Here is a 25,836-nt window from a genome sequence, read left to right on the forward strand (position 1 = left end):
AACACCTCCAGCTCCATAAAACACCTAACTTGGTGTCTTCGGAACCGGGTGCAGCTCAGTCTTTCCTGAAACGATCTCTGCTGTCCATTGTTCATGATGTTTGTCTTGAGAAAATGCCGTAGCGGCTGATTCAAACGCATGACTGAAAGGCCCATGCCCAACGTCGTGAACTAATGCAGCGGCCATCGCCACTTGCGCCCGGTCCTCATTAAAGTTGGCGCTACCTAGTTGGTCTTTTATACGCTCTGATAGTTGGCGTGCGGTGTGGAACACGCCGACACTGTGAGCAAACCGAGTGTGAGATGCACCTGGAAAGACCAGCTCAGAAAATCCTAGTTGCTTAATGCGCCTAAGCCTTTGAAACTCCGGGAGCTCCAAAAGCTTCCAAGCCATTTGCTCAAACTTGTCCTTACCAAAAGGGATAAGGTCATGGACCGGGTCTCGTATGCGCCGCGCTTTGATCATCAGCCCCCCTAGCTGAGCTAACTTCTACAACCCGTGATTGATTCTACAAGAAGCTTATTTTCTATGCCGATCATAGAACGAACGGCGAGCGAAAACAGAGATCTTCGTTGATGCAGCTAGTCCAGCAAGCGTACCCGCATAATCGGAGCGATATGCGGGATCGAAATGACTGAGCGTCCAGCAATTCGCTTTGCTTATACAGGTGACGTCGGGCTCAGGCGGCTTTGCAAATCACCTCAGGATCGATATCCCTTCTCCCTCGCAAGGATGAAAGCTGCTGGAGAGAGACTCATGACGTCCATTCGCGCATCGATTGCCGTCGCGCTCGTCCTTGCCTCGGTGATCTACGGCAACCCGGCATCGGCCCAGACGCCCCCCGCCACCGAAAAGCTCAACGCCTATGTCGGCTGCATCAACCGGCTGTCGGCGCGGGCGCTCGAGTCGCGGGCGCGCTATTTCAGTTGGGTCGGCAAGAGCGGGCCGACCGGCAAGGAGCGCATCATCTACGGGCTCTACACGATCTACGACACCGCGGATTGCCAGAAGAAGGCCGAAGCCGCCAACGCGCTGGAGCCGCGCGACGCCGCGCTCGAAGCCGCGGCAACCGCCTATGTGACCGCCGTGACCGCGCTGGGGCCGTTGCTGAAGGAGACCGACGACTACTACACGCAGGAGAACTACAAGGACGACAAGATGGCCAAGGGCAAGGCGCTGCATCCGCGCCTGGTCGCAGCGTGGGACGCCTTCGCGAGCGCCGACAGGAGCCTTCGCGACGGCGTCGAGGCGATCAACGACAGGCGCAAGGCCGAGGAATTGATGGCGATCGAAGCCACGGAAGGCCGCAGCGCGCGCTATCACGTGGCAGCATTGATGATCGGCGCCAAGCGCGTGCTGCGCGCGGAGGACGCGACGAGCCCGGACATCGCGGCCATCACCAAGGCGGTGGAGGCCTATGAGGCCACCGTCAAGGCCATCGACGCGTCGGGTGCGACGGGCGACGCCAAAGTCGGCTCGATGTTCATCAGCCAGGCCAAATCGTTCCTGACCACGGCCAAGCAGTTGATGCGCCGGATCCGCGACAAGGTGCCCTACTCGACCGGCGACAAGATGATGCTGAGCGACACCGGCTCCGGCTGGATGGTCCAGGGCTCGTCGCCGCGGCTGCTGCGCGACTACAACCAGCTGGTCGACGCCTACAACAGCGGCGCGAGGATGTAGCAGGCGTAGCGCGCAGGAGCGGGAGCGGGGCGACAGGCGAGACTGACGGATTTGAGCGCCAGTCGCTCGGGGCGTGCGTGCTGCACTCTATTGCGGAGCTTGCTTTTTATACAGTTCCAGAACTCGCCTTACGGCTTCGTCGATCATCGGCTGGCTCTGCGCCAGTTCGCGGGAAATCTCGACGGCCCGCTGTGCCGAGATGAACTGCCCCTCCTCACAGTCGAGAATGACGCCGTCCGTTGCAACCGCGTAAGCCGCCGCTGCCGCATAGGCGGAGGCACCGGCATAGACGTCCCCGCCCCATCGAAACGCCAGCGCGCAAGCCCATGCACGGTCGAACTCGACCTCCGCGGGCGGATCCTCCATCAACTCCCTGGCGTTGAAGTGATCGCATTCGAACCCCGTCGGGCGTTGGTCCAGCACGACCGGCAAGACGCCGTGCAAGTCCGCGAAAGGCGTCGAGGTAGACAGCCGCAGCGCAACACCGGATTGGTCCACCGCCGTTTGCCAAGCCTCCATCGACGACAATTGACGATCTGAAAGAACATAGATTTCCATCGACATTCATCGTCTCCATTGTGGGCCCGCTGGCGCGGGCTGGATCTCTCAGCTCACCGGAATGCAACTCTCCGGCGTGGCCGGCGCAAACGGGGCATTGAACTGCAGCTTCATGTCGCTGCGCGCGTCGTAACCGTCATGCAAAGCCCGCAGCATGAGGTCTGCGAGCGGGTGAAAATTCGCGGATTTGTCGACGTCCCGCTCGAGATTGAAGTTGCCGGCGGAATCGTCGGTATCGAAACCAAGTCTGGCCAGTGCGGCGACGGTGCGCGGCGGCAAATAGAAGGTGCGCTTCTGGCCCTTTTTGGCCAGCCAGAATCCCGACGATGCTTCGCAATGGATGCGCCTGCGATTGTCGAAAATCTGGCACTGCACATAAGCGTGCGTCCGCGCCGGCAGGGTGATCGCCAGATAACGGTTGAGGTCGATGCGGGGATCGCCCGTCGCATAAACCTGTTCCAGCCGTCGTACCACGTCGCAGTGATAGGCGGCCTGCAGGTCCGCAAAGCTGTCGGCGGCGCTGACCGGCGCCGTGAATGCCAGAGCTGCAGTCATCCAACGGAGCCATTTTGCCATCGCCTCCCCCGCAGATATGCGCGCCTGCTCCAAAGCCCTTGACAATTCGAACATAACACGAACAGAATATCAACTACTAGTTGCCATTTCCCTAATCGAGGCGAGCGTGATGTGGCATCATCTCCTGGCCATCGCTTTGCTATCGGCCCTGTCTTCCGCGGTCTGCGCGGAGCAGGCGAACCCGGCCGAGCGCGACGACGTCACATGGGTCAAGTCGGGCGATCCTGCGGTGACCGACGCGATCCAGCGGGCGCGCGCCGAGCTGGACGGGTTTCTGGCGATCGCCGGCGCGCCGCCGCCGGGGACTGGTCGTTTTGCACTGAAGATCCGGCTGCCGTTCGGCCATGACCAGGCCGAATATATCTGGGTAAACCCTTTCAAACGGGACGGCGCTGGCTTCGTCGGCGTCGTCGCCAGCACGCCACGCAATTTCAGCAACCTGGCTTCCGGAGACCGACTGGCCTTTCAGAAGAAGGACATCGCCGATTGGACCTATGTGACCGGCTAGCGTCGGAAGGGGAATTACACCGGCTGCGCGCTGCTCGCGAAGGAGCCGCCGGAGCAATACGAGGCTCTCAAGAAACGGTACGGGCTCGACTGTTCGGACTGACGAAGGTCAGAACCAATATGGACATGAAGCTTGGAGGGAGGTTTCATCGCCCTGATCGGCGTAAGCCGCCGCACCCGCGCGGCTTGCCGCAAGACGGCGGAAGGCCGGTGGGCACGCTTCGCTTTGCCCACCCGACGGACTACACTTCTACTATACTTCCACCGCCTCCCTCACCCGCGCCCCCTGTGCAATCGTCGGCGCCGCCGCATTCAGCGTCTCGATCGCAAATCCCGCCGCGGCCTTGTAGCCGGCCATGAAGGCCGCGCGTTCGGCGGGCGAGATCACGGCGTCGATGTCGTCAAACGTGCCGCCGCAACGTTCGTCGACCAGGTTCAACAGCCCGAACGGACCGGCGCCCCGGTTGCGCAGGATCAGTTGCGAAATCGGGCCGCAGAGTTTCTGGTCATAGGCTTCGAGCGCGGCTTCGCTGACGCCGTGGGCGACCATCGCAGCACCAAGCTCGCGGGCGTCGATGATGGCCTGGCTGGCACCGTTGGAGCCGGTCGGATACATCGCATGCGCGGCGTCGCCGAGCAGCGCCACCGGGCCGTCGCGCCAGGTCGAGACCGGGTCGCGGTCGATCATCGGATTTTCGAACGCGCCATCGGAACTGCGGATCATCGCGGGCACGTCGAGCCAGTCCCACACCCAGCCATCGAAATGATGCACGAAGGCGCTGGTCTCGACCTGCCGGAACCAGCCCTGCTGCTTCCAGCCCTCGGCATTGTCCATCGTCACTTCGGCGATCCAGTTCATCATCGACAGCCCGGTCGAAGGGTCCGGCTTTGATATCGGATAGATCACTACGCGCTGGCGATGGGTGCCGAGGCCAATGAACGAGGCGCCGGTGCGGCTTGGCTTCGCCCAAATGGTGCCGCGCCACATCAGCGCGCCGCCCCAATGGATCGGCGGCTGTTCCGGATGCATCTGCGCACGTACCGCGGAATGGATGCCGTCGGCGCCGACCAACAGCGCGCCATGGTCTTCCGACCGCGTGCCGTCCGCGTGTTCGATCCGCGCGGTGACGCCGTCAGCGGTTTTGGCGTAGCCGGTTACGCGGCTGCCGAGCCGCACCGCGTCAGCGCCCAGCCGCTTCACCACCGCGTCAAACAGCAACATGTGGAATTGACCGCGATGCGCGGCATATTGCGGCCAGCGATAGCCGGCGGCGGTGCCGCGCGGCTCGGAATAGATGTCGTTGCCATTGAGGCCGACCAGCGCCCATTCCCGTGCCGGCAGACCGACGCGGTCGAGATCGGCGCCGGTGATACCGAGGTCACCGAGTTCGCGCACCGCATTGGGCTGCAGGTTGATGCCGACGCCGAGCGGGCGCATCTCGCGGCTCGATTCATAGACCACGCTCGCCACGCCGATCTGATGCAGCGTCAGCGCGGTCGCCAACCCGCCGATGCCGCCGCCGGCGATGATCACTTGGCCACTCATGAAACGCTCCACGCTCCGGCTTTCCCGGTTTCACCCTCGTCTAGCCAGCAACGGCAAGCGAGGCAAGCCGAGCCGGGAGCACGCCGGGCGTTGAACCCTGGCCTGCGGTGCCGCTACTCACAAGAGTCCGGGCGCCGCCTGGCTCTCCGTCAATGTCGAGGAGGCAGCCATGAAGTATCGCTTGAACTATCTTTGGGCCATCATCGCCGTCGTTGTTTCGAGTTCGTCGGCTTTCGCCGACATCACCTACAACAATCCCCGCGTGAACAATCGTCCCGTCGACTGGTGCCTGAATCCCGCTGTCCAGTGCGGCAGGCCGGCCGCCGACCGGTTCTGCGAAATCGCCCATGCCGGAACGGCCGTGAGGTTCCACGGCCAGCGTTCGGCAGTGGCAACGCTGATCCTTGGCAACAGGCAGATGTGCACGCTGAACCGGTTCGATCACTGCGATCGCTTCGACAAGATCGTCTGCAGCGCCACGCGGTTCGACTAGCTGGCCGATGGCTGATCGCGACCTGCTCCGTCGCGCTACCTTCGGGGGCACTCCCGGTAGCCGAAGCGGTCGATGATCTGGGCACCCGGGATGGCGTGGAAGTCGAGCGTGTCCATGTAGTGATGCCCGGTGACGTATTGCCTCAGCGCCGGATTGTAGGCGCTGAGCATGCGCTTGGTGGAAAATGCGTTGAGATTGCGCTGCCGGTCATGCCCGGAATGAAACAGCAGTCGGGCGCTGCGCTCGACGCAGACATTGCGGACGCCGAGAAACAGCGTGCAGTTAGACTGGCAATGCCCCTGGATGCGGAACAGCTCGCCACTGGCATTGGCCTGATCGATCACTGGCTGAAATTTCGCAATCCAGCCGCCCATGCCATAGCCTTGCGACGTCGCGGCCTGACTGGCCGACGACACCACCAGCAGCAACAGACCGATCAGACATCGCATCGCCGTTTTTCCTTGAATTTTCGACGCCGCGCCGCGAACCGGCGCCTCTCCAGGGCGAGCCCAGCCGGCGCCCGGCGCCCCCCATCGACTGGTGCGACCTCAATCGCCCGGTAACCATGATAGGGCCTCGCCCAGCACCCAACAACCGTGCGCTCATTGCCCCCCGCAGCGACATCGGAGAATACGATGAACCAAGCCATCCTGATCCTGCCCAACATGCGCGGCGGATGCGCCACGCTTGGCACCGCGGTCCACACAGTGTTTCACGTCAGTGGCCGGCGCCATGTGCCGATGGCCCGGCCAGCCGACAAGCCGGAGACCCGCCGGGAGCCCGGCGACGCTTCTGGGGACTGAGCCACAAACGGCGCTGGCAGGCGGGGCATCACATGCTAATCTGTCCCGGAAGCAGCCCGATAGCGGCCGCACCGGGAGGCTGTTGAGATGTTGATGCCGTTCGTTCGCGCCGTCATGGCTGCGCTGCTGTTTACCCTGCCGGCGCTCGCCGCCGACTATCCCGCGCCGAAACAAGGTGACTGGGTAGCGAAGAACTTTAAATTCCATACCGGCCAGGTGCTGCCCGAAGTCCGGTTACACTACACCACCGTCGGCGACTCCACCGGCCAGCCGGTTCTGGTCCTGCACGGTACCGCCGGCTCGGCACTGAGCCTGCTGACACCGGGCTTTGCCGGCGAGTTGTTCGGCCCCGGGCAGCCGCTGGATGCGACCAAATACTATATCATCATTCCGGACGCGCTCGGCCACGGCCAATCCGCAAAGCCGTCCGACGGCTTGAAAACCGCGTTTCCGAAATATGATTACAACGACATGGTCGACGCCCAGCACCGGCTGCTGACCGAGGGGCTTGGCATCAAGCACCTGCGACTGGTGATCGGCAATTCGATGGGCGGCATGCAGGCCTGGGTCTGGGGCACCCGCTATCCCTCGGCGATGGACGTGCTGGTGCCGATGGCGTCGCAGCCGTCGGAAATGGCGTCGCGCAACTGGATGATGCGGCGAATGCTGATCGAGATGGTTCGGGCCGATCCTGGTTACAAGAATGGCTACTACGCGTCGCAGCCCGGAATGATGAAATATGCCAGCGTGATGTTCGGCATCGCCACCGCCGGCGGCACGCTGGCCTATCAGACGCTGGCGCCGACCGGCGAGGCCGCCGACAAGAATGTCGATGACCGCCTGAAGGCGCCGTTTATCGCCGATGCCAATGATTTCATCTACCAGTGGGAATCTTCACGTGGCTACAATCCCTCGCCGGGGCTGGAGAAGATCACGGCCACCGTGCTGGCCATCAATTCCGCAGACGACGAGCGCAATCCGCCCGAAACCGGGCTCATGGAGCGCGACCTGAAACGTATCAAGTCTGCCCGGCTGCTGCTGATCCCGGCCAGCACCGAGACCCGCGGCCATCTCACCACCGGCGCCGCGAAATTCTACCAGCAGCCATTGCAGGAATTGTTGCAGACCGCGCCGCCGCGCACGATGTGAGGCCGGATCACGTCGTGACGCGGCGCGTTGCCGCGGCTTCGGCCGAGACCGTATTTTGCCCCGCCTGTCCCGTCGGAAACTTGCAATCCGGAGGAAATCGGCGGCTAGCTTGGGTCGATTTCGGGGTGTCGCGCGTTGTGACAGCCCGGCTGCCAATCTGGCGCCCGCGCGCCATAACCACAAGTGAGACCCTCATGACCGAAGTTACCTATGTGATCGTGGAGCATGATGGCGGCTGGGCCTACAAGGTCGGCGCCGTGTTCTCTGAGCCTTTCGCCAGCCGTGCCATAGCCGCCGCTGCGGCCAAGCGCGCCGCGACGGAGCAGACCGTGCCGGGCCGGACGGAGGTGATCCAGTTCGAGGACGAGAAGGGCAAATGGCACGAGGAAACGGCGTCCGGCAGCGACCGCCCGACCACCCATATCGTGGACAAGTCCTGACAGCAGATGAGCCTCTCCCCTCACACCGATGCATCGCGCGGTACGCGCCGCGCGGTGATGCGATGGGCGTTTGCCGCGTTTTATGTCGCGGCCGGAGTCGCCCATCTCTGGGTGCCTGAAAAACTGCTGCTGATCACCCCGGACTGGGTGCCCTACCCCACACAGCTGATCATGCTGACCGGGCTGTTCGAACTGGCGGCCTCCACGGCGCTTGTCACCCGTCCGCTGCGATGGTGGGCAGGTGTCACCTTGGCGCTGTACGCGCTATGCGTCTGGCCGGCGAATTTCAAACATGCGCTAGACGGCATCGAAATGCCCTTGATCGGCAATAGCTGGTGGTACCACGGGCCGCGATTGGCGCTGCAGCCGGTCATCATCTGGGGCTCCCTGTACGCCGCTGGCGTCATCAATTGGCCGTGGCGACAGCCCAACAAGGCAAATCAGCCCTGACGCGTCACAGTGGCCCCGCAGCGCGGCTCATCGGAAAAAACAGCGGGTCACTCAATCCGCCTTTTCCGCGTTGCGGCAGGGTGCTACCGTTCAACTCTGATGGCATCGGGAGATGAGCTGTGTCCAACAACCTCGCCGCGGACGACCTCAAGACGATCTATCCAACGCCGCATCCGCGGGTGATCGCCAAGGCGCGGCCGACGCTCGATCAGCATTCCACCAAATTCATCAGCCTGTCCCCGTTTTGCGTGATCGCCAGTTCCGGCCCGGATGGGACGGTAGACGCCTCTCCGCGCGGCGGCGGCGTCGGTTTTGTCCGTGTGGCATCACCCACCGAACTGCTGATGCCGGACCGCCCCGGCAACAACCGGATCGACACCTTCCAGAACCTGCTGACCGGCAGCGGTTACGTGCAGCTGATCTTCTTCGTGCCGGGGATCGATGACAGCCTGCGCGTCAGCGGCGCTGCCCGGCTGATCCAGGACGCGACGCTGATGGCCTCGATGGAGGAATTCGGCAAGCTGCCGCGCGCGGTGCTCAGCATCACAGTGACCGAGTCCTATTTTCACTGTGGCAAGGCGCTGATGCGCTCGAAATTGTGGTCGCCGGAAGCGCAGGTCACGCGCTCGGTGATGCCCAGCATCTCCGAAATGGTCCATGACCAGACCAAACTCGGGGAGCCTGTCGGCCAGGCGGAGATCGATGCCACCTACCGGCAGCAGCTCTGAATATTGCGGCCAAGCTGCCGGCCGGCGCCCATACGCTACTCTTGCATAATTCACCTTAAGGTTGCAAAATCGACAGAGGGTGAGGAGAACGTGATGCGTTGTGTCGCGTGGTCAGGGGTTGCGATTTGGATCTTGGCGTTGGGCGGTTGTGTCCGCGACCCATTTGTCACCAGCGATGGCGATACCAGATCCGGAGAATGGTACGTTGCCCGACAGATCGACCGGGTGACGTCGAAGGAGATTCCCAGCGCCGCCGTCTACGCCTACGCGTCCAACAGCTATGAGGATTTTCCCCTTGCATCCTCCGCGCAGCTGACCTGCATGGACAGGAAGCCGGTGATCCGCTTCGGTTTCGCGTTCAAGATCGGCAACGATCGCGACACGGTGCTGGGCTATCGTTTCGACGACAGACCGGGACACGAACACGTCGAATCCCGTGTCCTGCTGGGCAAGCAGCAGATCGTTATCGAGGACCCGAATGCGTTGGCGGAATTCATGAGCGAATTGCCGGGCGCGGATAGATTATACGTGCGGATGCGTTCGATGATCGGCGGCAGGACCGCCGTGGAATACCCGCTGCGGGGATCGGAAGCCGCAGTGCAGGCGGCCTTCGCTGATTGCCCGATGCCGCCCCCGCCGTCGCAACCGCGGGGGCGTACATCGTGAATGGCCGGATCAGTACTCGCTCTCGAGTCCGCCGACATGCTTCTGGGTGTACAGGTCGATGCCGATCCGCTCGATGACGTGCTGCTGGGTCTCGAGGAAGTCGATGTGGTGCTCCTCGTCTTTCATCAGCTGCTCAAACAGGTCGCGCGAGACGTAATCCCCGACGCTGTGGCAGTAGGTCGCCGCTTCCTGATAGAGCGTGCGCGCGCCGATTTCAGCGGCCAGGTCGGCGTCGATGATTTCCTTGACGGTCTGGCCGATCCGCAACGGATCCAGCACCTGCAGGTTTGGGAAGCCATCGAGGAACAGGATCCGGTCAATGAACTTGTCCGCATGGACCATCTCTTCGATGGATTCCTTGCGCCATACCTTGGCCATTTCCAGCAGACCCCAATGGTTCAGCAGGCGGAAGTGCAACCAGTACTGGCTGATGGCGGTGAGCTCGCTGCGCACGCCTTTATTAAGATAATCGATGACCTTCGGGTCGCCCTTCATGATGCACTCCTGTTGTCGGGACCCGCATGAACAGGTCCCTCAGCAAACTTAGAAGGGTTCTAAATGAGAAACGGCGGAGGGACAAGGTCCTAACCGAAATCGGATCTCGTCCGGAAACCGGAACGGCGGGAGCTGAAAGATCCTAAACCGCGACAACGATGCCCGGGCGATCGGGCAAGGCGACAAGGGCGTGGGATTCAGCGTGCGCGGCGCTATGCGGGCAACCGGAACAGCATGCCTTGGCACAGGCTCCCAGCGCTTCGTCCATGATCGCCTTGATGGTTCTTGCACAGCGGCCACACTGGGCGCTGCAGCCCAGACAGCCATAGACCTGCCCCGGCGTGCGCGGCGGTCGCGCACCGGTCACGGCATTCCGGACATCATGGTCAGAGAAGACGTTGCAGGAACAAACGATCATGGGAGGAAGGCGGTCTCGCGGGTGAGGACACCCTTTCGATATTTAAGAGCGCCTCCGGATGCAAAAGGAAAACACCCGTTTTCAAGCTATTCCAAACTGCGACATCGTCTTTAGCCAAAATGGAATTGATCTAAATAGGCTTTGATTACAGCCCTGGCGCAATTCAAGCCTGGCGAGCGGCGACAAATGCACCGATACGAAGCTGAGAAGACGACGGCCGAAAAGGGCCGCAAAATCGGCAGAACGATCCGCCTGAAGCGGCATCCAGGTGCGCAATTGAACACTGATCAAAAGGTTCCCGTTCATTGATCATTCAAGTTAACTATGAAACTTTCTGGCTTCCGCAGCGCTAGCTGCTGAGGGGTGCTTGAGAAAGGTAAAGCCATGAAGAAAACCATGATGGCCTTGGCCGCCATTGCCGCATTGGCGGTGTCATCGCTGGCCCCTGCCCCCGCGCATGCCCAGCGCGGGCTCGGCGCCGGCATAGCAGCAGGCGTGATTGGCGGAGCCTTGATCGGCGGCGCCCTTGCCGGACCGCGTTACGGATACGGTCCAGGCTACGGCTATGGCTATGCTCCCGGCTACGGATATGGCGGGCCGGCCTATGTCGCGGGACCCGGCTATTATGACAATTGCTTCTGGCAGCGTCAGCGTTTCTGGGACGGTTACGGTTGGCGGATTCGCCGCGTCCGGGTCTGTGGCTAGGTTTCAAGGCTCACGGGTTGACACATATTTGAGGCGGCGTTCCTTGCCATGGCGCGAAAAAACCGCTTTTTCAGGTCATAGAGTCGCAGCGTTTACGAGACGTTGACGGTTGGGCGCTTTTTAGTGAGGCCATCAACTCGAAGAGCAGCGTGAGTAAATCTTAACCGTGCGTCGATTGCGGCGCCTTCAGGAGAGACTTGAGATGAAGAAGACAATTTCCGCCCTGCTGGCCGTCGCGACGGTTGCCGGTTCGCTGGTTTCGGTTGCCCCCGCCGCCAAGGCCGATGGCGGCCGCATCGCCGCCGGCGTTGCCGGCGGCCTGATCGGCGGCGCCCTGCTCGGTGGCGCGATTGCCGCCAGCCGCCCGGCCCCGGCCTATGGCTATGGTTACGCGCCCGCCCCGGTATACGTCGAAGAGCCATCCTGCCGCATCGTGCGTCAGCGCGTCTGGGACGAGTATCGCGGCGTGTGGCGTTCGCGTCCGGTCGAGGTCTGCGACTAACCGATCCATCGCCGCGCTTCCTATGCGTTCATCATTCCAGCCCGACCGCTCCGGCGGCCGGGCTTTTTGCCGCCTTCTACTGCGCGCGGCCCAAGGCCTGTAACACCGTTACGCTCGGCCAGCAGTCGACCTTCAGTCCGGCCGATTTCTGATAGTTCCCCAGCGCGGCTCGCGTCTTCATCCCGGCTTTTCCATCCATCCGATCACTGTACAGTCCGATCCGGGTCAGGTGCTTTTGCATGGCCTCGACGTCGGTACTGCGTAGTTGCCGCGCGGCCGACCACGGCGTGGCAAATGGCTGCGAATGACCGATACGGTCACCGAGATGGCCAACAAACAGCACGTAGAGGTCGGAGAAATTGTATTCCTTGATGACGAAGTAATTCTTCGTGGTCAGGAAGGCCGGTCCGTAACTGCCTTCCGGCTGCAGCAGGGACGCCGGCTGCGCCTGCTCGGCGGCACTGAGCTTTTGTCCGCGCACCGGCACGAAGCCCGCGCGCAGCCACTCGCCGATCGGCCTGGTCACTTCCGGCACACCCTGCGTGCAATCGACATTGGCGGGGGCACGCACCTCGTAGGCCCAGCGCAGGCCGGGCTGCCAGCCCTTGTTCTTCAACTGCTGCGCGGCCGAGGCCAGCGCGTCCGGGACCGATGTCCAGATGTTGACGTGCCCGTCGCCGTCCATGTCCACGCCATGCTTGCCAAGTTCCGACGGCAGAAATTGGGTCAGTCCGGTCGCCCCGCCCCAGGAGGCGCGCAGATCCTTGCGCGACACGTCACCACTCTCGATCAGCAACAGCGCAGCAATGAATTCGGTGCGGTACTGCTCCTTGCGGCGACCGACATAGGCCTGCGTCGCCAGCACGCGAATGCCGTCATAGGGCAGCGCATAGCGACCGTAATCGGTCTCGCGGCCCCAGATCGCGAGGATGATCGTGGACGGCACGCCAAAGCGCTGTTCGATCGCCGCCAGCGTATCGCGGTGCCTTTGCTGCAGCCGCTGCCCTTCCACGGCCAGACGGGCGATGCTGGCTTCCTTGACGTAGTCCGCCGGCACCTGGACGAACTCCGCCTGCGACGGCGCCCCCGTCGCAGGGCGGCCGGGCAGAGCGAGATCTGGTAGTTTATAGTCAGGCTCGAGGCCGCGCATGGCTTCATCGAAGGTTTGTCGTGAGACGCCGGCCTGCTGCGCTTCGGGCCACAGCGCAGCCAGAAAATTCGTAAAGCCGGCGTCGGCGGCCTGAGCGGAAGGTCCGCCGCCAACCAGGACCACCACCAACATATATTTTATATAGCGGTTCATCGTCCTCAGTGTTGCTTGCCGTGGCCGTTGTTGGCCGGCCCGTGGCCGCCCTGCTGCTTGGCCTCTTCGGTCGCCAGATTCGATAGCCGGTCGACATAGGCGATGCCTACGGCCGACAGAATGAAGATGGTGTGGATAATGGTCTGCCACATCACACCGGTCTCGGTGTAGTTGCCGGAGCGCTCGGATCCCAAAGTGCCGGCTTCGATGAAGGTGCGCAGCAGATGGATCGAGGAGATGCCGATGATTGCCATCGCCAGCTTGATCTTCAGGACACTGGCGTTGACGTGGCTGAGCCATTCCGGCTCGTCGGGGTGGCCTTGGAGATTGAGCCGCGATACGAAGGTCTCGTAACCGCCGACGATCACCATCACCAGCAGGTTGGAAATCATCACGACGTCGATCAGACCGAGTACAGCCAGCATGATCTGCTGTTCGCTGAAATCAAAGGCGTGGCTGAACAGGTGCCAGAGTTCCTTGAGGAACAGCACGACATAGACGCCCTGCGCGACGATCAGGCCGATATAGAGCGGCAGCTGCAGCCAGCGCGAACCAAAGATCAGCATCGGGATCGGGCGCAGCCGCAAGCCCTTCGGCGGCAACGGCGTTTCGGGATTCAGGGACATTCGTAAAGGCTCGCTAGGGTCAGGAATCGCGGCGCGATTGCAGAGCGAACTTATATCGGAGTGACCCCGACACGATGATGTCGCGTAACGCGACAACTCGCCGCATCAGCTTACTTCACCGCGACGATGAAAATCCTCGGAAACCGCAACAAAACCTTGCCGTCGGCCCGCGGCAGATAGCTGGCGGTGATCCGCGCGGTATATTCGGCAAGGTAGGCCTTGCGCTCCGGCGGCTCCAGCGGCTCGACGAATGGCCGCAGCCCGGTACCCTTGACCCATTCCACGATCGAAGGCGCGCCATCGAGCACATGATTGTAAACCGTGTGCCAGATTTCCAGCCGCGTACAGAGCGGCCTCAGCGCGTCATAATAAGCGCCAGGCTTCGGCAGCGAGTCGCGCAACTCGGCGGCCTTGGCGAGCTGTTTGCGCCATGGCTCCAGATGCGCAACATCGCGCATCAGGATGTGCGACGGCTCTTCGAGGTTGTCGGGCATCTGCACCGCCAGCGCTCCGCCCGGCGGCAGCGACCCCAGCAGCCGCTTCAACTGCTTCAGGTGATCAGGCACCCACTGGAAGATCGCATTGGCAAACAGTACGTCGGTGCCAGCGGGCGGTGCCCAATGCGCGATATTGGCCTCGATGAAGGTTTGCCGCGGCAGCCGTTCACGGGCCTGCCGCAGCATGTCGGCCGAGGTGTCGACCCCGGTCACCGACGCCTGCGGCCAGCGCTGCACCAGCAGCTCGGTCGAATTGCCCGGGCCGCACCCAATATCGACGACCTTGCGCGCATCCTGCAGTGGAATCTGCTCCAGCAGGTCGCGTGCCGGACGCGTCCGCTCGTCCTCGAATTTCAGATATTGCTGCGCGTTCCAGTCGGCCATGTCCAGCGAGCTCCGACATTGTCCGGCGGTGTGCTGCGCAGCGCCGGTTGAAAACCCAGATCCGATATGGCCATATATTGCCGTATTCAGGAGGGCGCAATGTCAACCTGTTCAATCGCCCAAGCCAAGGACCAGATGTCCAAGCTGGTCGATGAAGTCCTCGAAGGCAACAACGTCACCATTACGCGTCACGGACAGCCAGTGGTCGAGATGCGGCCGGCGCCGACGCTGCCGTCGTCAAATAAAACGACGATTGAAATGCTGGATATGATGAAGCGGTTCCGGGAGTCGATCCCCAAACTTGACGCTGATTCGGTTGTTGAAATACGTGCGATGCGCGATGAATTTTGATGAACCTATACCTCGACACAAGCGTGGTCGTGTCACTGATCTTCAGCGACGATCACAGCAGCAAGGCTGACTCATGGTATCGCGAGACGACACCGGGTCCCATCATCAGCAGCTTTGTTAAACTTGAATTCGCCGCGACCATTTCTCGCTACCTGCGCATCAATCGCTTGTCGCAAGCGCCGGCCGAACGGCTGCTCGACTTCTTTGACCGGTGGGCCGCTGAAGAAACGCATTGCATCGAAATCTCCGCTAACGACATGACGTCCGCCGAACGCATGGTCCGCAACTTCGCGACCAAACTATCTGGACCAGACGCCATCCACCTCGCCATCGCCGCCCGGTTGAATGTTCCGCTCGTCACATTCGACGAGCGGCTCGCGGCTGCGGCACCAATGCAGACGATCGAGGCGGTCGTCCCTACTGACGCGCTTTAGCGCGTCAGTTTCTTGTACTTCATGCGGTGCGGCACGATGGAGTCGTGGCCGAGGCGGCGCATCTTGTCCTTCTCATAGTCCTGGAAGTTACCCTCGAACCATTCGACGTGGCTGTCGCCTTCGAAGGCCAGGATGTGGGTCGCAATACGATCGAGGAACCAGCGGTCATGGCTGATGATCACGGCGCAGCCGGCGAAATCTTCCAGCGCCTCTTCGAGCGCGCGCAGCGTATCGACGTCGAGGTCGTTGGTCGGTTCGTCGAGCAGCAGCACATTGGCGCCGGACTTCAGCATCTTGGCGAGATGGACGCGGTTGCGTTCACCGCCGGACAATGATCCGACCTTCTTCTGCTGGTCGCCGCCCTTGAAATTGAAGGTCGAACAATAGCCGCGCGAGTTGACCTCGCGCTTGCCGAGCAGGATCAACTCGTTATTGCCGGAGATTTCCTCCCACACGGTTTTCTTGCCGTCGAGCGAATCCCGGGACTGGTCGACATAGCCGAGATGCACGGTCTCGCCGACGACGATGGTGCCCGCGTCGGGTTTTTCCTGGCCGGTGATCATCTTGAACAAGGTCGTCTTGCCGGCGCCGTTGGCGCCGATCACGCCGACGATCCCGCCCGGCGGCAGCTTGAAGGTGAGGTTGTCGATCAGCAGGCGATCGCTGAAGCTTTTGCTCAGGCCTTCGAAGTCGACCACATTGTCGCCAAGACGTTCGGCGACGGGAATGGTGATTTGCGCCCCCTGCACCTGCTTGTCGCTCGCCTTCTTGAGCAACTCGTCATAGCGCTGGTAACGCGCCTTGGACTTGGCCTGGCGGGCCTTGGGCGATGACGAGATCCATTCCTGTTCGCGCTCCAGCGTCTTCTGGTGCGCGGCGTCCTCGCGGCCTTCCTGCGCCAGCCGCTTCTGCTTCTGCACCAGCCACGACGAATAGTTGCCTTCGTAGGGAATGCCCTTGCCGCGATCGAGCTCGAGAATCCAGGACGTCACATTGTCGAGGAAGTAACGGTCATGGGTGACGATCAGAATCGCGCCGGGATAGGCGCGCAGATGGCCTTCCAGCCACGACACGGATTCGGCGTCGAGATGGTTGGTCGGCTCATCCAGCAGCAGCAGTTCGGGCTGATCGAGCAGCAGCTTGCACAACGCGACACGGCGGCGTTCGCCGCCCGACAGCTTGGTCACATCGGCATCGTCGGGCGGACAGCGCAGTGCGTCCATCGCCTGATCGACCTTGCTGTCGAGATCCCACAGGCCCTGCGCCTCGATCTCGTCCTGCAGCTTGGTCATCTCGTCGGCGGTCTCTTCCGAATAGTTCATCGCCAGATCGTTGTAGCGCGTCAGGATCGCCTGCTGCTTGGCGACGCCAAGCATGACGTTCTCGCGCACCGTCAGCGCGGCGTCGAGCTGCGGCTCCTGCTCGAGGTAGCCGACGCGGGCGCCCTGCGCGACCCAGGCCTCGCCGGTATATTCCTTATCGAGGCCGGCCATGATCTTGAGCAGCGTCGATTTACCCGAGCCGTTGACGCCGAGTACGCCGATCTTGGCGTCCGGATAGAACGAGAGATGGACATTATCCAGCACCTTGCGGGTCGGATAGGCCTTGGTCAGGCCCTGCATGAAATAGACGAACTGACGGGCCATCGAGAATCCTGGAGCTGTCACGGTGAAAATGGGTTGCCGTTGATGTAGCGGCGCGGCCTGCAAAGGGCAACCAGCGCTTAATAATTCGCTAAGGCTGCGAGTCGCCAGAACGGCCCGCTATGACGATTCAAACCGCATTTTAACGACTGCGGCCAAGGATGGATCAGGGCGATTTAGGACGCCCCCCGCGGCAGAATTGGCCGACAAACAGGCGGAGCCGATCATGGCGAGCATCGCATCGGGAACTTCATCCCCCGTTCCCGGCACCGCCGCGGCGCCCGGGATTGCCCAGGAAATCCGGCTGTTCTGGCGGCGGTTTTTTGTGGCGGCGTTCGATCCCTACCGCCCGGAACTGCATTATATGCGCGGCCCCGGTCCGGCCTGCCGGGCCAAATCCGCTACCCCCGCTTCCTGACATCAACACCCGGGACTGACCGGGCTGCCCAGGCTTGCACGCGCCGGTATTGCGCGTAAGCATGATCGCATCCCGGACGGTGCCTGCCGTCTTCACCCCTCGACGGACGGACCCATGACGCGGCTGCACTGTGCAATTCTCGACGACTACCAGAACGTGGCGCTGAAGCTGGCCGACTGGAGCCCGCTCGGCGACCGCATCGACGTCACGGTGTTTGACAAGCCCTTCGCATCGAATGACGAGACCATCGCCGCACTGCGGGATGTCGAGATCGTCTGTGCCATGCGCGAGCGCACACCGTTCCCCCGTGCCGTATTAGAGGCGCTGCCGAAGCTGCAACTGCTGATCACCTCCGGCCTGCGCAACGCCGCGATCGACCTCGATGCTGCCAAGGCGCGGGGCGTCGTCGTCTGTGGCACCGGGATGGTCGGCAACCCGACCGCCGGCCTGACCATCGGCCTGATGCTGGAGCTGACGCGCAAAATCGGTTTCGAGAATGCCCGGATGAAGGCTGGCGAACCCTGGCAGGTCACCGTCGGCGAGGATATCGGCGGCAAGACGCTGGGCATTGTCGGCCTTGGCAAGCTCGGCAGCCAGGTCGGCAGCATCGCTCGTGCCCTGGGCATGAAAACCATCGCCTGGAGCACCAACCTCACCCCCGAGGCCTGCGAAAAGGAAGGCGTCGACTACGCCAGCAAGGAAGAGCTGTTTGCGACGGCGGACATCATCACCATTCACCTGGTTCTGAGCGACCGCTCCCGCGGACTGGTGTCGGCCGGCGATCTCGCGCGCATGAAGCCGACCGCCTATCTGATCAACACCGCGCGCGGCCCGATCGTCGACGAGGCCGCGCTACTACACGTCCTGCAGGCCGGAAAAATCGCCGGTGCCGGTCTCGACACCTATTCGCACGAGCCGCTACCGGTCGACAGTCCGTTGCGCAGGCTCGACAACGTCGTGCTGACCCCGCACCTGGGCTATGTCACGGCGGAGAGCTACCGGCGGATCTATCGCGAGATGATCGAAGGCATTGAAGGCTGGCTGAAGAACGAGCCGCTCCGACAACTGGGATAGAACCGCAATCACCCAACAAAAAGGGCGCCGCGTGGATCACGCGGCGCCCTTTTTGGTTCACTAAGCGGGTTAGCGGATCGTGACCGGTGCCGGCAGCGGCTGCACCGCCATTGGCTGCGTACCTGCCAAAGGCGCGGGCGGCAGGTTGCTGGCATTCGGGCCGGGGATCGGCTGGGCCGAGGCCGTGGTCGTCGGCGGCGCACCGCCGGGCATCACGACGACGCGGGTACCAACCTTGGTGCGTTCGAACAGGTCTGACACGTCCTCATTGATCATGCCGATGCAGCCCGAAGACACGAACTTGCCGATCGTCGAAGGCTGGTTGGTGCCATGGATGCGGTACACCGTCGAGCCGAGATACATCGCGCGGGCGCCGAGCGGATTGCCAGGTCCACCGGCCATGAAGCGAGGCAGGTACGGCTGGCGCTCGATCATCTCGGTCGGCGGATGCCAGTCCGGCCACTCTGCCTTGCGGGTGATCTTCTGCATGCCGGTCCAGGTGAAGCCGTCGCGGCCGACGCGGACGCCGTAACGGATCGCGCGGTTATTGCCGAGCACGTAATAGAGATAGGTGTTCGGCGTATCGACCACGATGGTGCCGGCTGGCTCCTTGGTGACGAAATTGACTTCCTGGCGGCGCAGGTTCGGCGGCAGCTGCGCCGGACCGTTTTCCGGCTGTTCCTCGACCGGAAGCGCGGAGAGCTGCACGGGGCGATCACCGCCCTGCGACGGCTGGACCGAACTGGTCATGCCCCCCCCCTGCGCGCCAACGCCTTCCGGCGGCCGGATGGCGCGGTTATCATCATAGCCACGATCGGAATAGGTCTGCGGCTGACCGGTCGCGGGGCGATCCGAGTAGATCACCGCCGGCGGACCCATCGGGCGGCCGTAACGCGGATCGTCGGGCGACATTACCGGCCCCTGCGGCGCGCGCTCGGAATAGGCTGGAGCGCCGGCCGGACGGCCATATCGCGAATCATCTGGGGCCATCGCCGGGCCGGGCGCCGGCAATGCCGTCATCGGGCGGCCGCGTGGCGACGGTGCATCATCTTCATCGAGCGCGTCGAAATCCGGTACCGCGTCCCTCGCGCTGCGCGCGCGGACGTCCGCCGGATATCCGCCGGGCGGATAGGACGGGTCGGCCGGGATCGAATAACCGCTTTGCGCGGGCGCGGGATAGCCCTGCGCCAGTGCAAGCGAATGACCCGCAGCGCTAACCGCCACCGTCGCGAAAATCGTCAGAACATGCTTGATCATCATCGCCCTTGTATAAGCCCAAGCAAACACCGGATCGTTAATGTGAGATCGCGCAGGATAGCGGCGCATTCAAGACAATTCGGGCAAAAACACTGCCTATTTCGGTCATATTACGGTGACGACCGTCCGGCGTGACCAACATGTCTCACTGGCGCAGCAATAATGCGCCTGCGCGTGGGCCACGATCCAGCCGTTCACTTTTCCGGTACCGGCTCGCCGGTGTTGCGGTATCTTGAAAACGTCTGATTCGCGCCACAGTGGCGGCCGTGGCCACCGCGAAACGGGCCTCTCGCAGTATGGTTCACCGCGTCCCCGATCGTTCAGGAGCCCCGCAACGTGTTCGCGGAGGCGGAATACCAGTTCATGCTCCCGGGTTTTCGTTTTCTGGCCGCAGCCGTGCTGCTTTCGGTCTCTGTTCTGGTCTTCGGCGTTGGTGCCGCGGCCCTGTTCCGCACCGCGCATGAGGAGGTTGCCAACCTGCCAACCCGGCGGACGCCGCCCCAGGCGGCGCTCGCGCCGGCATTCGATAGCGCGCCAATGCTGGCGACGTTGCGAGTCGACCCCCCGGCTTCGGAAATCGCGACAGGCAGCATCCCGGAAAACCGCGACCCTCTTCCCCCATCGATTGGGCCGGACGACGAGCGCTCCGCACCCGCGGCTACGGACGCCGCGGTGACGGTCCACCCACTTAACGTCGAAATTCCGGATTCGCCGGCTCCCGCTGCGCCACAGGAGACGCCACCACAGCCGGATCCGGTTCAGGTCGTGACACCGGCGCCGGCTGCGCCGGCCGACGCGCCAGCCAGGGTCACGGCGACGCAAGACCGGGAAGCCGCTCCGGCGATCACGACGCTCACCAAAGCCGACCTTGGCCTGGCGTCGGTCAAAGTGGCGACGCTGGGCGGCCCGCCAGTCGTGATTGCGTCGCCGGTCGATGTGAAAGCCGCGGCCGCGGCCGCCGAGCAAAAACTCAAGGCCCAACGCGTCGCGACCCGTCGCAGGATCGCAGCCCGCCGGGCGCAGGCCGTGGCCGATCAACGGGCCGCGGCGCTGGCCGCGCAACGAACGGCCCAACAACCCTACGACCCGTTCGCATTGGGCCCCCAGCCGCAGGCCCGATAGGCCGAGCGCGGTTACGCCGGCCCGGTCGCGACGGGCGGTCCATCCGACATGCCCCATTCCGCCCATGACCCGTCATACAGCGCGGTGCCGCGCACGCCGAGCCGGTACAGTGCCAGCGTCAGCACCAGCGCCGAGACACCGGAGCCGCAGGTCGTGACGATCGGGCGGTCGAGATCGACGCCGGCGCCCACGAAGGCCTGACGCAACTCGTCCAGCGGTTTCATGGCGCCCGTGATGGGGTCGAAAAGCTGCGCGTATGGCACGTTACGGCTGCCGGGAATGTGGCCGCCACGCATGCCGGGCCGCGGCTCGGGGACGCTGCCTTCAAAACGGCCCTGCGGCCGGGCATCGACCAGCTGCGCGATCTGGCTGTCGAGATTGGCAACCACCTGCTGCCGGCTGCGGACGAATCCCGGATCGAAACTGGCCGCATAGCTGGCCGGCACAGGATCCGCCTCGCCGCTCGTCACCGGGCGGCCTTCGGCGCGCCATTTCTGCAGGCCGCCATCAAGTACGCGCACATCGGCATGGCCGAAGGCGAGAAACATCCACCACGCCCGCGGACCGGCGACCCAACCGCCGCCATCATAGACGACCACCGTGTCGGCATTGGAGACGCCGAGCGCGCCGACGCCATCGGCGAAGCTGCCTTCGCTGGGAAACATGTGCGGCAGCGCGACGCCATGATCGCTGATGGCGTCGACATCGAAGAACGCCGCGCCAGGAATGTGCGCCGCGAGATAGTCGTCCTTCGGCAGCGGCAGCACGCCCGGCAACTTGAACGAGGCGTCGAGGATCTTGACGGTGGGATCATTGAGGCGGGCGGCGAGCCAGTCGGTGGAGACCAGCGGGTCGGTGATGGTGGTCATCATTTGTCCTGTCAGTTCAGCTGTCATTGCGAGGAGCCCTTGCGACGAAGCAATCCAGCTCTTCAGCGCATGCTGCTTCTGGATTGCCGCGTCGCTCCGCTAAGGGGAAAGCCAATTGGCTTTCCCTGACCTCGCAATGACGTGGAGGCAACGGAGTGTCTCAATCCTTCTTCCGCGGCTCGACCTTCTCGACCGCGCCGCCGGCCTCGCGCCAAGCGGCGAAGCCGCCGGCCATATGCGCCACCGGTGCGAGACCCATCTCATGCGCGGTCTTGGCCGCCAGTGCGGAGCGCATGCCGCCCGCGCAATAGAAAATGAATTTCTTGTCCTCCTGGAACACCGGTTTGGCATAGGGGCTTTCCGGATCGATCCAGAATTCCAGCATGCCGCGCGTGCAGGAGAAAGTGCCGGGAATCCGGCCGTCGCGCTCGATCTCGCGGGGGTCGCGAATATCGACGATCACGACATCGCCACGCGCCGCCGCATCCATGACCGCCCGAGCGTCCATGGTTTCGATCAGCGCATTGGCCTCGTCGATCATCGCCTTGATGCCGCGGGTAATGGTTTGCGTCATGGTGTTCCTTGTTGCGTAGGCGGCGCGGCGCCGTCACGCCGCTCCGCTGGATCGAAACGTCGCGGACACCGGCGTTATTGCGGGCCCCAAAGCAGCCCGGCGTACCGCGCCGCGTCCAGCGCAAGTGCTAGGCTTTGCGCACCAGTTCCTTCATCGCGCCTTCGAGTCCCTCGATGGTCAGGGGATACATCCGCTCGGAAAACAGGCGGCGGATCAGCGTGGTGGATTCCGAATAGTCCCAGTGTCGCTTCGCCACCGGATTGAGCCAGACCGCGTTGGGATAGGTTTGCGTGATGCGTTCGAGCCAGACCGAACCCGCCTCCTCATTGACGTGCTCAACCGAGCCGCCAGGGACCATCACCTCGTAAGGCGACATCGACGCATCGCCGACGAACACGATCTTGTAGTCATGCGCATACTTGTGAAGCACGTCCCAGGTCGGCGTACGATCGGTGAAGCGACGCCGATTCTGCTTCCACACGCCCTCATAGAGGCAGTTGTGGAAGTAGAAATATTCCATGTGCTTGAATTCGCTCTTCGCCGCCGAGAACAATTCCTCGACCTGTTCGACATGGGAATCCATCGAGCCGCCGATGTCGAAGAACACCAGCACCTTGACCGCGTTGCGCCGCTCCGGCCGCATATGGACGTCGAGATAGCCGTGGTTGGCGGTTTCGCGGATGGTGGTGTCGAGATCAAGTTCGTCCGGCGAGCCGGTGCGGGCGAATTTGCGCAGCCGCCGCAGCGCCACCTTGATGTTGCGGATGCCGAGCTCGACATTGCCATCGAGATCCTTGAACTCGCGCTTGTCCCAGACCTTGACCGCGCGCTGGTGGCGGCTCTTGTCCTGGCCGATCCGCACGCCCTCGGGATTGTAGCCCTCGGCGCCGAATGGCGAGGTGCCGGCGGTACCGATCCATTTGCTGCCGCCCTGGTGGCGGCCCTTCTGTTCCTTGAGGCGCTCGCGCAGGGTCTCCATGAGCTTGTCCCAGCCCATCGCCTCGATCTGCTTCTTTTCTTGCTCGGTGAGGTATTTCTCGGCCAGCTTCTTCAGCCATTCAGCCGGAATCTCCGCCTTTTCCATACCGTCGAGCAGGCTTTCAAGGCCCTTGAACACGGTGCCGAACACCCGGTCGAACTTGTCGAGGTTACGCTCGTCCTTCACCAGCGTCGTGCGCGACAGGTAATAGAAATGATCGATCGACTGTTCCGCGAGGTCGGCGTTGAGCGCCTCCATCAAGGTGAGGTATTCGCGCAGGGTGACCGGCACCTGAGCATCGCGCAGCGATGTGAAGAACTGTAGGAACATGATTGATAGATTGCCCGACCGTCGGCGTCCGTCAAGCCCCGTATGGTAGAACCGTACGCGCCGCTGGTCAGGCCGCCGTCATGCGCCGATCCGTGTCACCGCTTTCCGCGCCCGCCGCCGGCCGAAAATTCCGCCAAACGGTACGATCTGAGGGCGCGCGAGTCCACCGCAGGTACTTATGTCAACCGTTTTGGCGACAGTAACCAAGCCCCATGGCGGGCGCGCAAATGCCGACGTTATTATCTATCATGAAAGCGACAACCGCCATCGTGATGGCACGTATCTGTCTCAAATGCAGTCTCGCTTGATGCCGCCATCCATAACAAGCAGCAATGCACCAAGCCGGCTGTCCGCCCCCGGCGTCATCGTCACGTTGTTCGTGCTGATGATGAGCGCATGCGTGCTCGGGCTGGTGATCTGGAAAGCCGTCGATGCGCGCAAGGCGGCACTCGCGCAAAATGCGATCGATATTCAGAATCTGGCGCATTCGCTCGCCGAGCACGCGTCGCATACGTTCCAGGCCGTGGACGTCGCCATGAACGGCATGGTCGACCTATTGAGATACCAGTCCCCAAGGCCGGACCGCTTCAATCAGTTCCTCGCAGGAACCGTGAGCATGTTGCCGCAGTTGCAGGAAATCATCGTGCTGGATACTGCAGGCGCCTGGCGATATTCCTCGCTACCGCAACTGCCGCTACCAGATGGCCCCGAGCTCAGCTACTTCCTCTATCACCGATCCAATATCGACCCGGCCCTGCGTATCAGCGAGCCGCTGCCGTCCCGCCTTGATGGTGGCAAGACCATCGTGCTGTCGCGGCGGCTGACCGACCAGGACGACCACTTCAGCGGCGTGCTGGTTGCCACGATCGACAGCGATTATTTCACCGATTTCTACAAGACGTTCCGACTTGGCGATCAGGCCGGTGTCAGCATGATCCGTACCGACGGGATCGTGCTGGCGCACTGGCCGTCGATGGGGGCTGGCAAGAATCTGTCCGCGACGTCGCTGTTCCAGGGCAAATTGCAGGACAGCAGCGCCGGCTATTACAAGATCGTGTCGCCGTTCGACGGCATCGCGAAATATTTCGGCTATGAAAAAAGCCTGCAATACCCGGTGCTCGTCACCCTGGCGATCCCCGAGGCGCGGGTGCTCGCCGCCTGGCGCGGCAACCTGCAGGGCGATATCGCGGTCGCCTCGGTTCTGCTGTGCAGCGTGATCCTGCTCGCGGCACTGCTGTCGACGCAATTGCGGTTTCGCGTCAACATGGAGACGGTGCTGCGCGAGCGGGAATCGCGCTACCGGCTGCTGGCCGACAATATCGCCGACGTCGTGATCCTGCTGGATCGCCGCGGCAATTTTGTTTTCGTCTCGCACTCCGTCGCGTTCGTCCTCGGCCTCGATCCGCAGCAACTGATCGGACGTTCCTGCTTCGAACTGGTGCATCCGGACGACATTACCGCGGTGAAACTGGCCACTTCACAGCTCACCGATCCCACGGTAAGCCGCACCGTGGTTTTCCGCACCTATCGCGATGATGGTTCGCTGGCCTGGGTGGAAATCAATTTCAAACTGGCGTCCCGGGCCGACGACCACGACAGGATCGAAGTGGTCGGCGTGCTGCGCGACGTCACCCAGCGCAAGCTGATGCAGGATGAACTCACGGCCTTGAACGGCCGGCTGTCGCAGCTCGCCACCACCGACGGACTGACCGAACTGGCGAACCGCCGCACCTTCGACACGTTCCTGCGCCGCGAATATGAGCGGCACGCCGACATTTCGTGTGCTGCTGCTCGATATCGACTATTTCAAGGGCTACAATGACAGCATGGGCCACCAGGCCGGCGATGAATGCCTGAAGCGGGTGGCGGCCGTCGTCGCCGCGGCCACCGTCAACACCGCGGCGCTGTCGGCACGCTATGGCGGCGAGAAATTCGCGATCATCCTGCCCGGTGAGACCGAGGCCGAGGCGCTGATCGTGGCCGAGGCGGTCCGGCTCGGGGTCCGCGCGCTGAAAATTCCCAACGCCGCCGCGCGCGGCTATCTCTCCGTCAGCATTGGCGTTTCCGACCGCGACGCTCGCACGCCGAACGAGGCGACGCTGGTGGGCGAAGCGGATCTGGCGCTGTACGAAGCCAAGCGGCAGGGCCGCGACCGCGTCGTCGCCTATTCGGCATTGCCCCGCGAATATTTCGACAACGGACTGATCCAGCACGGCTGAGCCCGCGCCGTTTTCCTTCCGATGATATGTTCGGCAT

Annotated in this window: 33 protein-coding genes; 18 read left to right on the forward strand and 15 right to left on the reverse strand. The window is 62.8% G+C overall.

The window, feature by feature from the left end; genetic code table 11:
- Positions 1–24: 24 nt before the first annotated feature.
- Positions 25–465, reverse strand: coding sequence for an HD domain-containing protein (locus Q0S16_RS03270; protein ID WP_295845005.1), 441 nt, complete (start codon positions 463–465; stop codon positions 25–27).
- Between the two features lie 291 nt (positions 466–756).
- Here Q0S16_RS03270 and Q0S16_RS03275 point away from each other — a divergent pair, with 291 nt between their 5' ends.
- Complete coding sequence (locus Q0S16_RS03275; protein ID WP_295845009.1) at positions 757–1,683, forward strand: YiiG family protein; 927 nt, start codon at positions 757–759, stop codon at positions 1,681–1,683.
- A gap of 87 nt (positions 1,684–1,770) precedes the next feature.
- On the opposite strand, the gene Q0S16_RS03280 is transcribed toward Q0S16_RS03275, so the two are convergent.
- Positions 1,771–2,247 (reverse strand): hypothetical protein, encoded by a 477-nt coding sequence (locus tag Q0S16_RS03280; protein ID WP_295845011.1) that lies wholly within the window; start codon positions 2,245–2,247, stop codon positions 1,771–1,773.
- 42 nt (positions 2,248–2,289) lie between these two features.
- The gene (locus tag Q0S16_RS03285) at positions 2,290–2,871 is read right to left on the reverse strand and encodes a hypothetical protein (protein WP_295845014.1); all 582 of its coding nucleotides are present in this window, start codon (positions 2,869–2,871) and stop codon (positions 2,290–2,292) included.
- A gap of 55 nt (positions 2,872–2,926) precedes the next feature.
- On the opposite strand from Q0S16_RS03285, the gene Q0S16_RS03290 reads away from it, so the two are divergent.
- Positions 2,927–3,325: a DUF2314 domain-containing protein gene (locus Q0S16_RS03290; RefSeq protein WP_295845015.1), complete on the forward strand. Its 399-nt coding sequence runs from the start codon at positions 2,927–2,929 to the stop codon at positions 3,323–3,325.
- Positions 3,326–3,577: 252 nt separating this feature from the next.
- On the opposite strand, the gene Q0S16_RS03295 is transcribed toward Q0S16_RS03290, so the two are convergent.
- Entirely contained in the window at positions 3,578–4,870 is a 1,293-nt protein-coding gene (locus tag Q0S16_RS03295) for a flavin-dependent oxidoreductase (protein ID WP_295845017.1), read from the reverse strand.
- 169 nt (positions 4,871–5,039) lie between these two features.
- On the opposite strand from Q0S16_RS03295, the gene Q0S16_RS03300 reads away from it, so the two are divergent.
- Positions 5,040–5,363 carry a hypothetical protein gene (locus Q0S16_RS03300; protein WP_295845020.1) on the forward strand — a complete coding sequence of 108 codons (324 nt, stop codon included), beginning with the start codon at positions 5,040–5,042 and terminating at the stop codon, positions 5,361–5,363.
- A 35-nt stretch (positions 5,364–5,398) separates the two neighbouring features.
- Here Q0S16_RS03300 and Q0S16_RS03305 read toward each other — a convergent pair whose 3' ends face one another.
- Entirely contained in the window at positions 5,399–5,812 is a 414-nt protein-coding gene (locus Q0S16_RS03305; RefSeq protein ID WP_295845022.1) for a hypothetical protein, read from the reverse strand.
- 186 nt (positions 5,813–5,998) lie between these two features.
- Between Q0S16_RS03305 and Q0S16_RS03310 the strand changes: the two genes are divergently transcribed.
- From Q0S16_RS03310 to Q0S16_RS03335, 6 genes are all read left to right on the forward strand, one after another.
- Entirely contained in the window at positions 5,999–6,166 is a 168-nt protein-coding gene (locus tag Q0S16_RS03310; protein ID WP_295845024.1) for a hypothetical protein, read from the forward strand.
- Positions 6,167–6,253: 87 nt separating this feature from the next.
- Positions 6,254–7,315, forward strand: a complete 1,062-nt coding sequence (locus Q0S16_RS03315) for an alpha/beta fold hydrolase (RefSeq protein WP_295845026.1) — start codon at positions 6,254–6,256, stop codon at positions 7,313–7,315.
- 194 nt (positions 7,316–7,509) lie between these two features.
- Positions 7,510–7,755 (forward strand): hypothetical protein, encoded by a 246-nt coding sequence (locus tag Q0S16_RS03320; RefSeq protein WP_295845029.1) that lies wholly within the window; start codon positions 7,510–7,512, stop codon positions 7,753–7,755.
- 6 nt (positions 7,756–7,761) lie between these two features.
- Entirely contained in the window at positions 7,762–8,205 is a 444-nt protein-coding gene (locus tag Q0S16_RS03325; protein WP_295845030.1) for a hypothetical protein, read from the forward strand.
- 119 nt (positions 8,206–8,324) lie between these two features.
- Positions 8,325–8,933, forward strand: a complete 609-nt coding sequence (locus Q0S16_RS03330) for an MSMEG_1061 family FMN-dependent PPOX-type flavoprotein (protein WP_295845032.1) — start codon at positions 8,325–8,327, stop codon at positions 8,931–8,933.
- A gap of 336 nt (positions 8,934–9,269) precedes the next feature.
- Positions 9,270–9,599 (forward strand): hypothetical protein, encoded by a 330-nt coding sequence (locus Q0S16_RS03335; RefSeq protein WP_295845035.1) that lies wholly within the window; start codon positions 9,270–9,272, stop codon positions 9,597–9,599.
- 9 nt (positions 9,600–9,608) lie between these two features.
- Here the strand turns inward: Q0S16_RS03335 and bfr are convergent, their stop codons facing one another.
- Together bfr and Q0S16_RS03345 are read right to left on the reverse strand one after the other, a co-directional pair.
- Positions 9,609–10,094, reverse strand: a complete 486-nt coding sequence (gene bfr, locus Q0S16_RS03340; protein WP_295845038.1) for a bacterioferritin — start codon at positions 10,092–10,094, stop codon at positions 9,609–9,611.
- Between the two features lie 142 nt (positions 10,095–10,236).
- Positions 10,237–10,512, reverse strand: a complete 276-nt coding sequence (locus tag Q0S16_RS03345; protein WP_295845041.1) for a (2Fe-2S)-binding protein — start codon at positions 10,510–10,512, stop codon at positions 10,237–10,239.
- A gap of 384 nt (positions 10,513–10,896) precedes the next feature.
- Between Q0S16_RS03345 and Q0S16_RS03350 the strand changes: the two genes are divergently transcribed.
- Together Q0S16_RS03350 and Q0S16_RS03355 are read left to right on the forward strand one after the other, a co-directional pair.
- Positions 10,897–11,217 carry a hypothetical protein gene (locus Q0S16_RS03350; protein WP_295845043.1) on the forward strand — a complete coding sequence of 107 codons (321 nt, stop codon included), beginning with the start codon at positions 10,897–10,899 and terminating at the stop codon, positions 11,215–11,217.
- A 202-nt stretch (positions 11,218–11,419) separates the two neighbouring features.
- Positions 11,420–11,719, forward strand: coding sequence for a hypothetical protein (locus Q0S16_RS03355; protein WP_295845046.1), 300 nt, complete (start codon positions 11,420–11,422; stop codon positions 11,717–11,719).
- A 76-nt stretch (positions 11,720–11,795) separates the two neighbouring features.
- Here the strand turns inward: Q0S16_RS03355 and Q0S16_RS03360 are convergent, their stop codons facing one another.
- The 3 genes from Q0S16_RS03360 to tam form a co-directional block, all read right to left on the reverse strand.
- Positions 11,796–13,001: a lytic murein transglycosylase gene (locus Q0S16_RS03360; protein WP_295845113.1), complete on the reverse strand. Its 1,206-nt coding sequence runs from the start codon at positions 12,999–13,001 to the stop codon at positions 11,796–11,798.
- A 26-nt stretch (positions 13,002–13,027) separates the two neighbouring features.
- The gene (locus tag Q0S16_RS03365; protein ID WP_295845049.1) at positions 13,028–13,648 is read right to left on the reverse strand and encodes a TIGR00645 family protein; all 621 of its coding nucleotides are present in this window, start codon (positions 13,646–13,648) and stop codon (positions 13,028–13,030) included.
- A gap of 110 nt (positions 13,649–13,758) precedes the next feature.
- On the reverse strand, positions 13,759–14,529 hold the full coding sequence (gene tam, locus Q0S16_RS03370) for a trans-aconitate 2-methyltransferase (protein WP_295845051.1): 771 nt from the start codon (positions 14,527–14,529) through the stop codon (positions 13,759–13,761).
- Positions 14,530–14,628: 99 nt separating this feature from the next.
- Here tam and Q0S16_RS03375 point away from each other — a divergent pair, with 99 nt between their 5' ends.
- Together Q0S16_RS03375 and Q0S16_RS03380 are read left to right on the forward strand one after the other, a co-directional pair.
- The gene (locus tag Q0S16_RS03375; protein WP_295845054.1) at positions 14,629–14,880 is read left to right on the forward strand and encodes a type II toxin-antitoxin system prevent-host-death family antitoxin; all 252 of its coding nucleotides are present in this window, start codon (positions 14,629–14,631) and stop codon (positions 14,878–14,880) included.
- Positions 14,880–15,314, forward strand: coding sequence for a type II toxin-antitoxin system VapC family toxin (locus Q0S16_RS03380; protein ID WP_295845057.1), 435 nt, complete (start codon positions 14,880–14,882; stop codon positions 15,312–15,314). Before Q0S16_RS03375 ends, Q0S16_RS03380 begins: the two co-directional genes overlap by 1 nt.
- Here Q0S16_RS03380 and ettA read toward each other — a convergent pair.
- The gene (gene ettA, locus Q0S16_RS03385; protein ID WP_295845059.1) at positions 15,311–16,960 is read right to left on the reverse strand and encodes an energy-dependent translational throttle protein EttA; all 1,650 of its coding nucleotides are present in this window, start codon (positions 16,958–16,960) and stop codon (positions 15,311–15,313) included. The genes Q0S16_RS03380 and ettA overlap by 4 nt on opposite strands.
- 223 nt (positions 16,961–17,183) lie before the next feature.
- Here ettA and Q0S16_RS03390 point away from each other — a divergent pair, with 223 nt between their 5' ends.
- Positions 17,184–17,375 carry a hypothetical protein gene (locus Q0S16_RS03390; RefSeq protein ID WP_295845062.1) on the forward strand — a complete coding sequence of 64 codons (192 nt, stop codon included), beginning with the start codon at positions 17,184–17,186 and terminating at the stop codon, positions 17,373–17,375.
- 114 nt (positions 17,376–17,489) lie between these two features.
- Positions 17,490–18,449: a D-2-hydroxyacid dehydrogenase family protein gene (locus Q0S16_RS03395; protein ID WP_295845064.1), complete on the forward strand. Its 960-nt coding sequence runs from the start codon at positions 17,490–17,492 to the stop codon at positions 18,447–18,449.
- A 69-nt stretch (positions 18,450–18,518) separates the two neighbouring features.
- On the opposite strand, the gene Q0S16_RS03400 is transcribed toward Q0S16_RS03395, so the two are convergent.
- Complete coding sequence (locus Q0S16_RS03400) at positions 18,519–19,709, reverse strand: L,D-transpeptidase (protein WP_295845065.1); 1,191 nt, start codon at positions 19,707–19,709, stop codon at positions 18,519–18,521.
- Between the two features lie 333 nt (positions 19,710–20,042).
- Here Q0S16_RS03400 and Q0S16_RS03405 point away from each other — a divergent pair, with 333 nt between their 5' ends.
- Positions 20,043–20,828: a hypothetical protein gene (locus tag Q0S16_RS03405; RefSeq protein ID WP_295845067.1), complete on the forward strand. Its 786-nt coding sequence runs from the start codon at positions 20,043–20,045 to the stop codon at positions 20,826–20,828.
- An 11-nt stretch (positions 20,829–20,839) separates the two neighbouring features.
- Here the strand turns inward: Q0S16_RS03405 and sseA are convergent, their stop codons facing one another.
- The 3 genes from sseA to Q0S16_RS03420 form a co-directional block, all read right to left on the reverse strand.
- Positions 20,840–21,697 (reverse strand): 3-mercaptopyruvate sulfurtransferase, encoded by an 858-nt coding sequence (sseA, locus tag Q0S16_RS03410; RefSeq protein WP_295845070.1) that lies wholly within the window; start codon positions 21,695–21,697, stop codon positions 20,840–20,842.
- 160 nt (positions 21,698–21,857) lie between these two features.
- Complete coding sequence (locus Q0S16_RS03415) at positions 21,858–22,271, reverse strand: rhodanese-like domain-containing protein (protein ID WP_295845072.1); 414 nt, start codon at positions 22,269–22,271, stop codon at positions 21,858–21,860.
- 127 nt (positions 22,272–22,398) lie between these two features.
- A complete protein-coding gene (locus Q0S16_RS03420) occupies positions 22,399–23,580 on the reverse strand; it encodes a VWA domain-containing protein (RefSeq protein ID WP_295845075.1) in 1,182 nt (393 codons plus the stop codon).
- A 307-nt stretch (positions 23,581–23,887) separates the two neighbouring features.
- Between Q0S16_RS03420 and Q0S16_RS03425 the strand changes: the two genes are divergently transcribed.
- Both Q0S16_RS03425 and Q0S16_RS03430 read left to right on the forward strand, forming a co-directional pair.
- Positions 23,888–25,402, forward strand: a complete 1,515-nt coding sequence (locus Q0S16_RS03425; protein WP_295845076.1) for a PAS domain S-box protein — start codon at positions 23,888–23,890, stop codon at positions 25,400–25,402.
- Positions 25,362–25,799, forward strand: a complete 438-nt coding sequence (locus tag Q0S16_RS03430; RefSeq protein WP_366517795.1) for a diguanylate cyclase — start codon at positions 25,362–25,364, stop codon at positions 25,797–25,799. Before Q0S16_RS03425 ends, Q0S16_RS03430 begins: the two co-directional genes overlap by 41 nt.
- Positions 25,800–25,836: the final 37 nt, after the last annotated feature.

The sequence above is a fragment of the Tardiphaga sp. genome, from assembly GCF_025356345.1.
Taxonomy (GTDB): domain Bacteria; phylum Pseudomonadota; class Alphaproteobacteria; order Rhizobiales; family Xanthobacteraceae; genus Tardiphaga.

Coding starts and splice junctions, on each gene's coding strand:
- Q0S16_RS03270 (WP_295845005.1), bottom strand. CDS start 465: ATGATCAAAGCGCGGCGCATACGAGACCCGGTCCATGACCTTATCCCT.
- Q0S16_RS03275 (WP_295845009.1), top strand. CDS start 757: ATGACGTCCATTCGCGCATCGATTGCCGTCGCGCTCGTCCTTGCCTCG.
- Q0S16_RS03280 (WP_295845011.1), bottom strand. CDS start 2,247: ATGTCGATGGAAATCTATGTTCTTTCAGATCGTCAATTGTCGTCGATG.
- Q0S16_RS03285 (WP_295845014.1), bottom strand. CDS start 2,871: ATGTTCGAATTGTCAAGGGCTTTGGAGCAGGCGCGCATATCTGCGGGG.
- Q0S16_RS03290 (WP_295845015.1), top strand. CDS start 2,927: ATGTGGCATCATCTCCTGGCCATCGCTTTGCTATCGGCCCTGTCTTCC.
- Q0S16_RS03295 (WP_295845017.1), bottom strand. CDS start 4,870: ATGAGTGGCCAAGTGATCATCGCCGGCGGCGGCATCGGCGGGTTGGCG.
- Q0S16_RS03300 (WP_295845020.1), top strand. CDS start 5,040: ATGAAGTATCGCTTGAACTATCTTTGGGCCATCATCGCCGTCGTTGTT.
- Q0S16_RS03305 (WP_295845022.1), bottom strand. CDS start 5,812: ATGCGATGTCTGATCGGTCTGTTGCTGCTGGTGGTGTCGTCGGCCAGT.
- Q0S16_RS03310 (WP_295845024.1), top strand. CDS start 5,999: ATGAACCAAGCCATCCTGATCCTGCCCAACATGCGCGGCGGATGCGCC.
- Q0S16_RS03315 (WP_295845026.1), top strand. CDS start 6,254: ATGTTGATGCCGTTCGTTCGCGCCGTCATGGCTGCGCTGCTGTTTACC.
- Q0S16_RS03320 (WP_295845029.1), top strand. CDS start 7,510: ATGACCGAAGTTACCTATGTGATCGTGGAGCATGATGGCGGCTGGGCC.
- Q0S16_RS03325 (WP_295845030.1), top strand. CDS start 7,762: ATGAGCCTCTCCCCTCACACCGATGCATCGCGCGGTACGCGCCGCGCG.
- bfr (WP_295845038.1), bottom strand. CDS start 10,094: ATGAAGGGCGACCCGAAGGTCATCGATTATCTTAATAAAGGCGTGCGC.
- Q0S16_RS03345 (WP_295845041.1), bottom strand. CDS start 10,512: ATGATCGTTTGTTCCTGCAACGTCTTCTCTGACCATGATGTCCGGAAT.
- Q0S16_RS03350 (WP_295845043.1), top strand. CDS start 10,897: ATGAAGAAAACCATGATGGCCTTGGCCGCCATTGCCGCATTGGCGGTG.
- Q0S16_RS03355 (WP_295845046.1), top strand. CDS start 11,420: ATGAAGAAGACAATTTCCGCCCTGCTGGCCGTCGCGACGGTTGCCGGT.
- Q0S16_RS03360 (WP_295845113.1), bottom strand. CDS start 13,001: ATGTTGGTGGTGGTCCTGGTTGGCGGCGGACCTTCCGCTCAGGCCGCC.
- Q0S16_RS03365 (WP_295845049.1), bottom strand. CDS start 13,648: ATGTCCCTGAATCCCGAAACGCCGTTGCCGCCGAAGGGCTTGCGGCTG.
- tam (WP_295845051.1), bottom strand. CDS start 14,529: ATGGCCGACTGGAACGCGCAGCAATATCTGAAATTCGAGGACGAGCGG.
- Q0S16_RS03375 (WP_295845054.1), top strand. CDS start 14,629: ATGTCAACCTGTTCAATCGCCCAAGCCAAGGACCAGATGTCCAAGCTG.
- Q0S16_RS03380 (WP_295845057.1), top strand. CDS start 14,880: ATGAACCTATACCTCGACACAAGCGTGGTCGTGTCACTGATCTTCAGC.
- ettA (WP_295845059.1), bottom strand. CDS start 16,960: ATGGCCCGTCAGTTCGTCTATTTCATGCAGGGCCTGACCAAGGCCTAT.
- Q0S16_RS03390 (WP_295845062.1), top strand. CDS start 17,184: ATGGCGAGCATCGCATCGGGAACTTCATCCCCCGTTCCCGGCACCGCC.
- Q0S16_RS03395 (WP_295845064.1), top strand. CDS start 17,490: ATGACGCGGCTGCACTGTGCAATTCTCGACGACTACCAGAACGTGGCG.
- Q0S16_RS03400 (WP_295845065.1), bottom strand. CDS start 19,709: ATGATGATCAAGCATGTTCTGACGATTTTCGCGACGGTGGCGGTTAGC.
- sseA (WP_295845070.1), bottom strand. CDS start 21,697: ATGACCACCATCACCGACCCGCTGGTCTCCACCGACTGGCTCGCCGCC.
- Q0S16_RS03415 (WP_295845072.1), bottom strand. CDS start 22,271: ATGACGCAAACCATTACCCGCGGCATCAAGGCGATGATCGACGAGGCC.
- Q0S16_RS03420 (WP_295845075.1), bottom strand. CDS start 23,580: ATGTTCCTACAGTTCTTCACATCGCTGCGCGATGCTCAGGTGCCGGTC.
- Q0S16_RS03425 (WP_295845076.1), top strand. CDS start 23,888: ATGCCGCCATCCATAACAAGCAGCAATGCACCAAGCCGGCTGTCCGCC.